This is a genomic window from Paraburkholderia sp. BCC1886 (genome assembly GCF_900996245.1).
Classification (GTDB): Bacteria; Pseudomonadota; Gammaproteobacteria; order Burkholderiales; family Burkholderiaceae; genus Paraburkholderia.
Genome location: NZ_CAAJGK010000022.1, coordinates 172,538 through 184,433, shown reverse-complemented (window position 1 = coordinate 184,433; position 11,896 = coordinate 172,538). Strand labels below are relative to the sequence as shown.

The window sequence follows — 11,896 nt, the reverse complement described above, 5'->3', positions numbered from 1 at the left end:
GTGAAACCCTGCTTATCGGCGAGCCGCGGCAATGGCCGCCACGAAGCGCGGGTCGTGCGTATAGCCCACGTTATAACGGCACCACGCCTGGCGCTTCTGATTGTCCAGGTAGAACACCGCACCGGGCGCGAGGCTGATATTGCGGCTCAACATCTCTCTGACCAGTTCCATTGAATCGGGATAGGCGTCGAGTGTCGCCCAGAGATAAAGGCTTTCCTGCGGAGCGGCGAAGAGTGTGGCACCGGCCTCGTCGAGAACTTTCAGCGCTTTCTCCGTTTCTACCTTAACGCGCGCTTTCAGCTTCGATATATAGCGGGTGAACCTCGCGTCTCTCAGTATCGTGTCGAGCAGGCGTTCGCTATATTCCGATCCGCTCACCTGCACGAGCATCTTTACGTCGGCCAGATCGTCGGCCAGATCGGTATGACAGGCCACGAAACCGACACGTAAGCTGGCCGACACCGACTTCGTGAAGCTGCCGATATAAACCGTCCGGCGCAATTGATCCAACGTAGCAATGCGCGCCGCCGCGGCCGGTTTCAGATCGGCTAGCGGATCGTTTTCCACCACGATCATGTCGTATCGGTCCGCCAGTTGCAGGATGCGATGTGCTTTCGACGGCGCGGTGTCAGAGCCGGTCGGGTTCTGCCCGACCGATTGAGTGAAGAACAATCGCGCGCGTGTCGTCTTCAACAGATGTTCGAGTACATCGAGATCCGGGCCGTCGGCGAGACGCGGCACGCCTACCGGTATCGCCCCATGCAGCTTGATTTTCCCAAACAGCGGATAGTAGCCCGGCTCGTCAACCAGCACCGTATCGCCCGCACGAAGAAGGCAACGGATGATCAGGTCCATTGCATGATTGGCGCCATTGGTGGTGACGATCTGATTCGCGTTTGCATGGATGCCAATGGAGTACAGCCTGCGCTCCAGAACCTGGCGTAGCGCCGTATATCCGAAGCGGTTGCCATATTGATGCATACGTCCGGCACTCGCGCGCAAGACCTGCTGCTGGTAGCGCTCCGGTCTGCAGTCGGCGAGCCATGAAGCCGGTGGAATGCCGTGCCCCAGCGGTAAATGAAGCGGGTCGTTATTGGTTTGTTCTCTCAGCATCCAGACCGTATCGATTGCCTCGCGCAGGCGCGCGGAAGGTCCGGCACTCGCAGCAGGCTCGGGCTCGTGCTCGTCCGAAACGAAATAACCCGCGCCGCGCTTCGGCCGGACTTCACCGATAGCCACGAGTTGCTCGTACGCTTCGACCACCGTGTTCTTCGAGTAACCGTGCATTCGCACGAGATCGCGAATGGATGGAAGCTTTTCTCCGCGCCGGAATGCACCGTCGGCGATTTGCTGACGCAGCGATCTGGCGATCCCGTCAGCCAGGGAACCTCGTTTGTTTTGCATGTTCCGCTCGTTCTGTTTTGCGCAGTGTCCCGACGTGTCGCGCAACTGTCTGGCCCAACTGTGCCTTCTCTTATGGTACAGACCCGCTACAGTTAGGTCCAGACAACGAGCCGTGGTGAATGCCTCCCGCGACAAGCAAAAAGCAAAGCAGGGAGACGGGATCATACAGATCAATATTGCCTATGACCGGTTGCGGTCGTAGCGCCCTGTCACGCCGCTGAAAAGCACTCGAATACCATTACTAAGGATCACTTCATGAATACCGCCGCCAATGCGATGCGTCCGGATCCGCACGCCGGTCCATCGCTCGCGGGCATTACCGTACTCGACCTGACGAGAGTCGTAGCGGGCCCGTACTGCACGATGATGCTCGCAGACCTGGGCGCCACTGTCGTGAAGATCGAGCACCCCGACGACGCGGACTATGTCCGCAGTTTCCCGCCTTTTGCAGACGTAGCGGGTGAATCTCGCAGCGGCTTCTTCGCGCAATACAACCGCAACAAGTGCGGCGTGACGATCGACCTGAAGCGAGACGAAGGCAAGCGACTATTCAAGGAGATGATCGCGAAGGCGGATGTCGTCGTCGAGAACTTCCGGCCCGGCACCATGAAGAAGCTCGGACTCGATTACGACACGCTGCGCGCAATCAATCCCGCCCTGATCTACACCGCGATCAGCGGCTTCGGGCAGTCCGGTCCGAACTCGTCGAGACCCGCGTACGACAATAGCGCGCAGGCATCCGGCGGATTGTGGTCGATGAACGGGATGCCAGATATGCCGATGCGAGTGGGCACGATTATCGGCGACCTCGCCGGCTCGTTCTATGCGACGATCGGCACGCTGGCCGCACTGCGAGCCGTCGCGACGTCCGGCGTGGGACAGATGGTCGACGTCTCGCAACAGGACTCCGTTCTGACCTTGACCGAAAACGCGGTGGTCAATTTCACGAGTAATCAGACCGTCGCTGCGCCGCTCGGCAACGACCATCCGTTCGTGCGGCCGTACGGCATGTATGCATGTCGCGACGGCCACGTTTTCTTCGGCGCCTATACCGACAAGTTCTGGCGCGAGGCCTGCCGCGCATTCGGAGAACCCGAACTGGCAGGCGACGGCGAGATCGATACGATGGCAAAGCGATTCGACGCGACGGTTTATGAAAACCGTGTCCGTCCTGTCGTGGAACGCTGGTGTGCCCGCTATACGAAACAGGAACTCGAAGCGCTGGCAGGCGACCGCTTCCCGCTTTCGCCGATCAAGAACATTGGCGAAGTGGTGAACGACCCGCACGTCGTGTCTCGCGAGATGATCGTGCCCGTCGAATTCGGCGGAGCGAAGTTCGAGGTATTCGGCTCGCCCATCAAGATGTCCGGGACGACGGGCACTCCTTTGACGGCGGCGCCGTTGCTCGGTCAGCATAACGAGTCGATATTCCTGGAATGGCTCGGCATGCCGCGCGACGAATACGAACGACTCCAGAAAGAAGGAGTGATCTGATGTCGAATATCCGCTACAAAGTCGACGGGCATATCGCGACGCTCACCATCGACCGTCCCGCGAAGCTGAATGCGCTGACGCTGCAGATGTACCAGGATCTCGGCCGTGCATTTATCGAAGCCCGTGAAGACGACCGGGTTCGGGTCGTCGTATTGACCGGAAGCGGAGAGCGTGCTTTTTGCGTCGGCGCCGATCTGACCGAGTCCATCCCTGCCCTCGCCAGCGACAACTTCGATATCTCCGAATGGGACGATGCGCACCTGAAGCATACGAAGCTCAACAAGCCGGTGATCTGCGCGGTCAACGGGCTATGCTTCGGCGGCGGTTTCGAAATCATGCTGGGCACGGATATCCGCATCGCTGCTGAACAGGCCGAATTTTCTCTACCAGAAGCCGGGTTGGGTATCGTACCGGCCGGCGGCACACTCGTGCGACTCGCACGACAGATCCCCTATGCATTCGCGATGGAACTGCTCGTCAGCGGTAAGCGCTTCACCGCGCGAAGACTCGCGGAGATGGGGCTGATCAACCACGTCGTGCCGGCACCCGACCTGCTGCCTGCCGCGTATGAGCTGGCCGCCGCGATCAGCCGGCTTAGTCCGGGCGCGGTTCAGTTGATCAAGCAGGCGGTCGGCGAGCTCGCCGATCTGCCTATGGACGACGCGTTTCGCAGAGAGGCGGTTCTGGGTCAACGCGCGTTTACGAGCGCCGATGCGAAGCTCGGTTTGAAGGCCTTTCTCGCGGGGCAGAAAGTGAGTTATTGACGTCGGGCTCGTGCAAGGCGGCAGACGTCCTTTTCTATCTGCTACGCTCTTGCCTTTACACGAAGTCCGACAAACCATGCAAAACGGCGAAGACAGCAAAACCTCGCTCGAACGCTACCTGGGCACGACGATTCGCGAACTCCGGTTGCGCCATGGACTGACCATCGCCCAGGTGTCCGAGCAGGCCGGCATAAGCCGCGGCATGCTCTCGAAGATCGAAAATGCGCAAACCTCGACCGGGCTCGACGTGCTGAACCGGATCGCCAACGCGCTGGGCGTGTCGATGTCCACGCTGTTCCGCCGTTTCGATGCGCCCGAAGGCGGCGCGCAGCTCGTCAAGAAAGGCGAAGGCATGGAAGTCGTGCGCAAAGGCACGCGGCGGGGTCATACCTATCACCTGCTCGCCTACGACCAGGGACCGAAAAAACTGTTCGAACCGTTCCTGATCACCATGGACGACGAATCGGAAACCTTTCCCGTCTTCGAGCATCCCGGGACCGAGTTCATCCACATGCTCAAGGGCGTGATCGAATATCGGCACGGCCAGCAGACCTATATCCTGCATCCCGGCGACACGCTGACGTTCCAGGCCGACGTGCCGCACGGCCCGGAGCGGCTGATCAAAACGCCAATCCAGTTCCTGTCGATGTTCGTGTACAGCCAGGGCGACCGGGACTGATGCACGCCCGACGAATGCGCGCCCCCTCCATCACCCCGGCAAGAACCCGGTAGACAACCACGGCACCGCCGCCACCACGATTAGCCCGATCACGAGTGCAATCACATAACCGATTATCGGACGCGTGCCTTCGTCAGGATGCACCTTGCTGATCACGCAGGCCGAGTAATAACCCACACCGAACGGCGGCGTGAACAATCCCACCCCCATCGAGAGCACCACGACCATCGCATAGTGCCGAGACCAGATACATTGCGCCGATCAGCACGAACTACAACCCGGCGCGTACATGTCCGAGCAGATTGCCGAGGAAACCGACTATTGCGCGCACCACGCCGGTCATTTCCATCAACAGCCCGAGAAAAATGAACAGCGGCACAGCGCGTCGGATATGTATATCTCCGGCGGCTCGAACGTGTATCCGCGCGAGATCGAAGAAGCGATCCTCACACATGGCGCGATTTCCGAAGTGGCGGTGGTCGGCGTGCCCGATCCGCAATGGGGCGAGGTGGGCGTCGCGGTGTGCGTGCTGAATCCAGGCGCTCGATGCGACGACATGGACCTGCTCGAGTTTCTGAAAGAGCGTATCGCGAAGTACAAGATGCCGCGCCGCGTGCTGTATTGGGACGCTTTGCCGAAATCGGGCTATGGGAAGGTGCCGAAGCGGATGGTGCTGGATGAATTGAAGCGGCGGGAGTTGATCGACGCTTGAGAGCCTGGTCCAGAGATCGGTGCGGCTGCCTGCAGCCGCACCTTTTTCTTTCTACAGCGCTTCCCGGCATATCCGCCGCTCACGCTGCGCCACTTCGTAACTGCGTTCCTTCACGACACCGAAGCCGCGAATCGAAGCCGGCACCGCCAGCAGTTTGCAGGCCGCATCGAAATTGGCCGTCGTGAGACGTCCCAGCGCGAGCCGCACGTCGTCTTCATACTCGCCGATCAGCGCACGTTCGATACGCCGGTCCTGCTGACGGCCGAACGGATCGAGCCACGTACCGCGCAGTACCTTGCCGTGTTTCAGCACACGCAAAAGCGGCTCGAGCCACGCGCCCTGCAGAGCGATCTTGGCGCGCCGTCCGGTGCGCGGGTCGCGTTTGGACAGCAGCGGCGGCGCCATATAGAACGTGGTCCGTGCGCGACCGTCGAAAGCGTTCGCGAGCGTCGCGGCAAAGCGGCCGTCCGTATGCAGCCGTGCGACTTCGTATTCGTCCTTGTAGGCCAGCACTTTGAAGTAGTGACGCGCCACCGCTTCGGCAAGCGGGCCGGCCTGACCGTTCACGCGCTGTTCCGCCTGCACGACCGAGTCGACCAGCGCGCTATAACGACGTGCGTAAGCCGCGTTCTGATAATGCTGCAGGTCCGCTACGCGTCGTTCGATAAAGCGCTCGAGGTCGAACGCTTCGGGCACGTCCGTCCTGTTGCCCACCGTCGCGTTCAACGCGGCCGGATCGTGTGCGAGCACCCGTCCCCAGAAAAACGCCCGCTGATTGAGCGACACCGCGGCGCCGTTCAGTTCGATCGCCCGCATGATCGCGGCTTCCGACAATGGGATCCAGCCGCGCTGGAATGCGAAGCCGACCATCATCATGTTGGTGCCGAGCGCATCGCCGAACAGGCTTTGAGCCGCGCCCGCGCAATCCCAGAAGTCGCCTGCGCCGCCGAGCGCAGTGTCGATGGCCGTGCGATGCGCGTCGAGGCTGATCGGCAAATCGCCGTTGCCGACGAAATCCGCCGGCGGCGTGATTGCGCTATTCACCACGGCGCGCGAAGTACCCATTTGCAAGCGCGACAGCGCGCCCGCCGAAGCGGCCACCACCGCATCGCAGCCGATCATCACGTCGGCAGCGTGTGCGTCGATGCGCGAGGTGAGAATCTGTTGTGCACTCGCGGCAATCTGCAGATGACTGATCACCGCGCCGTTCTTCTGTGCGAGGCCGGTGAAGTCGAGCGTCGACGCACCCTTGCCTTCCAGGTGCGCGGCCATCGCCAGAATCGCGCCGATCGTCACGACACCCGTGCCGCCGATACCCGCGACGACGATGCGCGCGCTTTGCGCCAACGCCCATGTCTGGGCCGACGCGGCCGGCGGCGGCAAGCGAGACGCCCATTGAGCCTCGAGTCGCTTGATGCGCTGAGTGTCGGGTTTAGCCGGTTCGAGACCCGCCACCTCGACGAAGCTCGGACAAAAGCCCTTTAAACACGACGTATCCTTGTTGCAGCTCGACTGGTTCACCGCGCGCTTGCGACCGAGTTCGGTCTCGAGCGGCTCGATGGCGATGCAGTTCGATTGCACGGAACAGTCGCCGCAGCCTTCGCACACGGCCGGATTGATCACTACGCGTCTGGGCGGATCGATCAGTTTGCCGCGCTTGCGGCGTCGCCGCTTTTCGGCCGCACAGGTCTGGTCGTAGATGATCGCCGAGACGCCGCGCTGTTCGCGCAAATGGCGTTGCAATGCATCGAGCGCATCGCGATGCAGAACATCGACGCCTGCCGGCAGAGCAATGGCGCCACGCGGCTTGTAGTTCGACGGCGAGTCCGACACGACCACCACCTTGCCGACGCCCTCGGCGACCAGTTGCGCCGCGACCCGCGCGACCGTCAAGCCGCCTTCCGCAGGCTGGCCGCCGGTCATCGCAACGGCGTCGTTGAAAAGGATCTTGTAGGTGATGTCGGTTTTTGCAGCGACGGCCTGGCGAATCGCCAGACTGCCCGAATGCTGATAGGTCCCGTCACCCAGATTGACGAACAGATGCGGCATGTCGGTGAAGCTCGACAGGCCTACCCATTGCACGCCTTCACCGCCCATCTGGCAGAACGTCGAGGTATCGTCGCGTTGCCCGAGCGCCATGATGTGGCAGCCAATACCGGCCGCCGCGTGCGACCCGTCCGGCACCCGCGTGGACGTGTTGTGCGGGCAACCCGCGCAGAAAAACGGCGTGCGCGTCAACGGTTCGGCTAACGGCACGAGCGCGATAGTGCGGCCGGCGAGGCGCGAGGCAGTCGGTGCTGCCGCTGCCGTCTGTTCCTGATCGGGCCGCCACTGCACACCCTCTGCAAGCAGAAATCCACGTAATGCTTCGGCGACCTGGCGCGGCGAGAATTCCAGTGCGGCCGGCAGCAGCGGCGCGTCGTTACGCCCGAGTTTGCCGTACACCGCAGGACGCTCGCCGGCCGGTACGTTGAACAGCGCTTCCTTGATTTGCCGCTCGACGAACGAGCGCTTTTCCTCGACTACGCAGAGCGCCTGCATCCCTTGTGCGAACGCTTGCAGACCGCGCGCTTCGAGCGGCCAGATCATGCCGACCTTGTAGAGACCGATGCCCAGATCGGCGAGCGCGGCTTCGTCGAGGCCCAGCAATGCAAGCGCGGCGAGCACGTCGCCATGCGCCTTGCCGACCGTGACGAGACCGATACGCGCGCCACGCGGCCGCACGATGGTGCGATCGACCGGATTCGCACGGGCGAATGCCTGAACGGCCGGAAGACGCTCGTCGAGCAGACGGCGTTCGAGTTCCGCGCGCTCCTGCGGCCAGCGCAGGTCCGGGTCGTAGCCGAGGCCACGCGCGGGGATGGAAATATCGGTGGGCGTCAGGAACGGCGAGCGGCTTGCCGGTGCTTGCACGCGCAACGAGCGGCCGCTTTCCACCGTCTCGGTGATCGCCTTGAACGCGACCCACACGCCGGCGAAACGCGACATCGCATAGCCGTACAAGCCGAAATCGATATATTCGTCGACGGATGCCGGAAACAGGATCGGCATCATCGTGCCTTCGAACACGTGGTCGGTCTGATGTGGAAACATCGACGACTGCGCAGCGTGATCGTCGCCGGCCACCGCGAGCACGCCACCGGTGCGCGACGTGCCGAGAATATTCGCGTTGCGGAACACGTCGCCGGTGCGATCGACGCCCGGCCCCTTGCCGTACCACATCGAAAACACGCCGTCGACGCGCTTGCCGGGGAACGCGTCGATCTGCTGCGCGCCCCACAGCATGGTCGCGCCGAGGTCTTCGTTCAGGCCGGGTTCGAAACGGATTCGATGCCCGGACAACAAGGTGCGCTGCCGCCACAACTCCTGGTCGAAGCCGCCCAATGGAGAGCCGCGATAGCCGGAGACCAGTCCGCCGGTATTCAATCCCGCCGCCTGATCGCAGCGTGCCTGTTCGAACAGGATACGCACCAGCGCCTGGGTGCCGGTCAGGAACACCGGGCCCTCTTCGCGCTTATAGCGGTCTTCGAGTGAGTAGGTGGAATCGATCCGGTGGTCGCCGCCGCCGATGGCTCGCATGTTCATCGCGTTGTCTCCTGCTGTTTTTTCTGTGGGTTCGTGCCCTCAGTTTAAGCAGTCAATGAAAATGACTTGTGCCAAAGTTGGCCATCATTTATCGTCCGTTTAGCAAAAAATTCATAAACGGCTCGTTCATTTGGGAATTCCTGCCAATGAAGTTCGATCGTATCGATGTTCGCATTCTCAACGACCTGCAACACGACGCTCATACCAGGGCGAGCGACCTCGCGGAGAACGTCGGACTCTCGCTGTCGCCGTTCTACCGGCGCATCCGCCTGCTCGAAGAGCAAGGCGTCATCACGCAGTACGTGACCCTGCTCGATCAGGAGAAGGCGGGCTTCCCGGTCAATGCGTACGTGTCCGTTGCGATAGAGAAGAAAACCGAATCGCGGCTCGCCGCTTTCGAGCGCGCCATTGCGAAATGCGAGGAGGTGATGGAGTGCTATCTGATGACCGGCGCTTTCGATTACATGCTGCGCGTGGTGGCGCCGGACATCTCCGGCATCGAGCGATTCGTCATGACGCGGCTGACGAAAATCGACGGCGTACGCGATATCAATACGTCGGTGGCGTTGCGGCGCACGGTGTACAAGACGGCGCTGCCGGTGCGTACCGCGGCGGATTAAAAAAAATCCCATTTAAAGCGTCTGTTCGATATCAAGTCCCCGTTTCGCCCTGCCGTAATCAAGACATCAGGGGCGGTTGCATCGGCAACTACACCGGGAAACCCTTTCTTGGAGTCGATCATGAGCTATCTACATGCCGCACGGGGAGTCACGCGCAATCTCTGCTACTTCGTCTTTTCGATTGCCGTGTTTCTGCTATGGACAGCTTTAGCCGCCGCAACAGGATATGTGCTGCTGCAATTGCCCGATCTGTGGGCGGACCATATGAACGATGAAAATTCGCGTTACGCGATCATGTCCGTGACGGCCTATGCGTTGATTCTCGGTGTGCTGTTCCTGGTCTTTGCAGCGGGCGCAATCGAATGGTTATACGGTGCGGCACGCGCGGCACGATCCACGGTTCGACAACTTCGCCGCATGCATGCATTGCGACGCGATCATCACGAGGTCGTCGGCAACCTCGAATTGCAGCAGATTCGCCAGACGCTTTGAACATCGCTTCGCGCTCCGGCATTCGTCATTGGGGCGCTAACAGCAACAGTCATGTCTTGACTTAAGTATTTACCCTTAAGTCGCTGCCTCTTAGACTGCGTTTCATCGGTTGCAGACAAAGGTGTCTGTAGCACCGGATAAAACACAACTCTGGAGGTAGTTATCATGAACTCGCTCATCAAGGCTGTTGCTGTTGCACTCGTTCTTGCCGCTCCCGTCGCCTCGTTCGCACAATCGAATCAAACCAGTCAACCCGTCACTCGCGCCGAAGTCCGCGCCCAACTGGCGCAACTCGAAAAGGCCGGCTATAACCCGGCAGCAAACAATGCCGAGGATTACCCGCAGAACATCCAGGCCGCCGAAGCGCGTGTCGCTGCAGAACGCGATACGACAGGCGTCGGCGGTGTCGCCAACGGTTCCTCGTCCGCCGGACATCGCTTTCATGTGAGCACGGCACACACCACGACTGCGCGGTCGATCTACTTCGGTCAATAAGTAATAAGTGTTGCAGGTAAATTGAAAGGCTCGCTACTGGCGTCATGCGCGGTCGCGAGCCTTTGCATCTGGCTAACCTAGTTTGGGTGGTTTGCGATGCAGTGTGGCCTGTTCGTACGCGTAAGCCATGGCGATCAACGACGCTTCGTCCCATTGGCGTCCCACGAAGATAATGCCGAAGGGCGAGCCCGACGCGTAATACCCCGCCGGCACCGTCACGCCCGGCAAGCCTGCGATGTTCAATTCCCCCACTGTCGTTTCCTGAATCGTTTCCTTGCCCTGGAATGGCGGCAATTCGCAGCGCATCTGCGGAAACACCAGCGCGTCGAGCCGATGTTCGGCCATCACGGTATCGAAGATCTTCAGGTACGTCGACTTGAGTGCGATGAACGCGGAGATATCGGGCGGACTCGATGGATCGGCCAGCGCCGCGACGAACTCCGGCAAGCTGTTCATGAAGTTCAGCACGCCCGTTGGACCGAACGCATTCTGCGGCGCGGTGGCCGCGGCGAATTGCGCGAAGGTTTTCAAGGCGGCATCCGGACCGAGACGCTTCAGATATTGCTCGACGTCGTAAGGGATCGACTCCAGCCCACGCGCATCGAAATTCGCCAGCGGCGCAGTCGGCTCGCGTAGCGATGCAAAGGCGGTTCCGGCAAACGGATCGTCGACCAGCACGGCCCCGGCGGCTTTCAATTCCTGCTGCGCACGCGCGTAGAGTTGCGTGGCTTCATCCGATAAGGCTTGCGTGCGCCAGCCCGGCCCATAGAGGCCGATCCGCTTGCCGGCCAGTGCGTCGACACTCAGTGCAGCCGTGTAGCCGCCCGCCGGTTCGTGACCGACCGAGGCCAGGGTCTTCGGGTCTTCCGACGAATAACCGGCGAGTACATCGAGACAGAGCGCCGCGTCGCGTACATTGCGGGCAATCGGGCCCACCACGTCGCGATTACCCGATAGCGGCACGACGCCCGCATTCGGCACGAGGCCGATAGTCGGCTTGATGCCGACCAGATCCTGCGACGACGCCGGATTCTGAATCGAGCCACCGGTTTCTTCCGCGAGGCCCAGCACGGCCATTGCCGAAGCGACCGCGGCCGCCGTTCCCGCACTACTCGCACCCGGCACGCGGTCGGGCAAGACGACGTTCAACGTGGGACCGGCCCAGCTGTCGTCGGCATGCGTGCCCGAATGGCTCAAAACCGGCACGTTGGTCTTGCCGAGCATGATGGTACCGGCGGCACGCATTCGCGCGACGACCGGCGCATCCGTGGCGGGCATCAGATCGACACCGCCGGTCTTGCTGTACAGCAGCGACCAGCCGGCCGTGGTCGGAAACCCCACCATGTCCATCGGATCCTTGATGACTACCGGTACGCCGGCCAGCGGTCCGAGCTTTTCTCCCCCTGCACGGCGACGATCGATCTCGCGCGCGTCGTCGAGTGCCGCCGGGTTCAGAAAGATCAGTGCGTTGTAGCGGCCGTTATACGCTTCGATCTGCTCGAAGCAGGCTTTAGCGAGCGATTCCGCAGTAAAGCGTCCGCTTGCGAAGCCTTCCTGCACCGTTTGCACGGTGAGCGTTTCCAGCTCGATACCTGTTGCTGCAAAAGCTTGCGTCATCTAGCACTCCGTTCAATTCTTCTGGTCGATCACA

11 protein-coding genes and 1 pseudogene are annotated in these 11,896 nt (G+C 61.3%); 7 read left to right on the top strand and 5 right to left on the bottom strand.

Features of this window, described 5'->3' with window-relative positions; all coding sequences use genetic code 11:
• Positions 1–12 precede the first annotated feature (12 nt).
• Complete coding sequence (locus FQ746_RS02430; protein WP_144107186.1) at positions 13–1,404, bottom strand: PLP-dependent aminotransferase family protein; 1,392 nt, start codon at positions 1,402–1,404, stop codon at positions 13–15.
• A 255-nt stretch (positions 1,405–1,659) separates the two neighbouring features.
• Here FQ746_RS02430 and FQ746_RS02425 point away from each other — a divergent pair, with 255 nt between their 5' ends.
• From FQ746_RS02425 to FQ746_RS02415, 3 genes are all read left to right on the top strand, one after another.
• Positions 1,660–2,898: a CaiB/BaiF CoA transferase family protein gene (locus tag FQ746_RS02425; protein WP_144107184.1), complete on the top strand. Its 1,239-nt coding sequence runs from the start codon at positions 1,660–1,662 to the stop codon at positions 2,896–2,898.
• Positions 2,898–3,662 carry an enoyl-CoA hydratase/isomerase family protein gene (locus FQ746_RS02420; protein ID WP_144107182.1) on the top strand — a complete coding sequence of 255 codons (765 nt, stop codon included), beginning with the start codon at positions 2,898–2,900 and terminating at the stop codon, positions 3,660–3,662. The genes FQ746_RS02425 and FQ746_RS02420 overlap by 1 nt, the downstream gene beginning before the upstream one ends.
• Before the next feature lie 76 nt (positions 3,663–3,738).
• Complete coding sequence (locus FQ746_RS02415; protein ID WP_144107180.1) at positions 3,739–4,341, top strand: helix-turn-helix domain-containing protein; 603 nt, start codon at positions 3,739–3,741, stop codon at positions 4,339–4,341.
• A gap of 30 nt (positions 4,342–4,371) precedes the next feature.
• Here FQ746_RS02415 and FQ746_RS35565 read toward each other — a convergent pair.
• Both FQ746_RS35565 and FQ746_RS35560 read right to left on the bottom strand, forming a co-directional pair.
• Positions 4,372–4,578: pseudogene (locus FQ746_RS35565) on the bottom strand (TRAP transporter large permease subunit); the annotation flags it as partial.
• Positions 4,579–4,612: 34 nt separating this feature from the next.
• On the bottom strand, positions 4,613–4,684 hold the full coding sequence (locus FQ746_RS35560) for a hypothetical protein (protein WP_409932355.1): 72 nt from the start codon (positions 4,682–4,684) through the stop codon (positions 4,613–4,615).
• Between the two features lie 48 nt (positions 4,685–4,732).
• On the opposite strand from FQ746_RS35560, the gene FQ746_RS02405 reads away from it, so the two are divergent.
• Positions 4,733–5,053, top strand: coding sequence for an AMP-binding enzyme (locus FQ746_RS02405; protein WP_222105841.1), 321 nt, complete (start codon positions 4,733–4,735; stop codon positions 5,051–5,053).
• A 51-nt stretch (positions 5,054–5,104) separates the two neighbouring features.
• Here FQ746_RS02405 and FQ746_RS02400 read toward each other — a convergent pair whose 3' ends face one another.
• Positions 5,105–8,638, bottom strand: a complete 3,534-nt coding sequence (locus tag FQ746_RS02400; protein WP_144107175.1) for an indolepyruvate ferredoxin oxidoreductase family protein — start codon at positions 8,636–8,638, stop codon at positions 5,105–5,107.
• A 146-nt stretch (positions 8,639–8,784) separates the two neighbouring features.
• Between FQ746_RS02400 and FQ746_RS02395 the strand changes: the two genes are divergently transcribed.
• From FQ746_RS02395 to FQ746_RS02385, 3 genes are all read left to right on the top strand, one after another.
• The gene (locus FQ746_RS02395; protein WP_144107174.1) at positions 8,785–9,258 is read left to right on the top strand and encodes an Lrp/AsnC family transcriptional regulator; all 474 of its coding nucleotides are present in this window, start codon (positions 8,785–8,787) and stop codon (positions 9,256–9,258) included.
• 120 nt (positions 9,259–9,378) lie between these two features.
• Positions 9,379–9,750, top strand: a complete 372-nt coding sequence (locus FQ746_RS34645) for a hypothetical protein (protein WP_186310605.1) — start codon at positions 9,379–9,381, stop codon at positions 9,748–9,750.
• A gap of 165 nt (positions 9,751–9,915) precedes the next feature.
• Positions 9,916–10,245, top strand: coding sequence for a DUF4148 domain-containing protein (locus FQ746_RS02385; protein ID WP_144107170.1), 330 nt, complete (start codon positions 9,916–9,918; stop codon positions 10,243–10,245).
• Between the two features lie 72 nt (positions 10,246–10,317).
• Here FQ746_RS02385 and FQ746_RS02380 read toward each other — a convergent pair whose 3' ends face one another.
• On the bottom strand, positions 10,318–11,862 hold the full coding sequence (locus tag FQ746_RS02380; protein WP_144107168.1) for an amidase: 1,545 nt from the start codon (positions 11,860–11,862) through the stop codon (positions 10,318–10,320).
• Positions 11,863–11,896 lie beyond the last annotated feature (34 nt).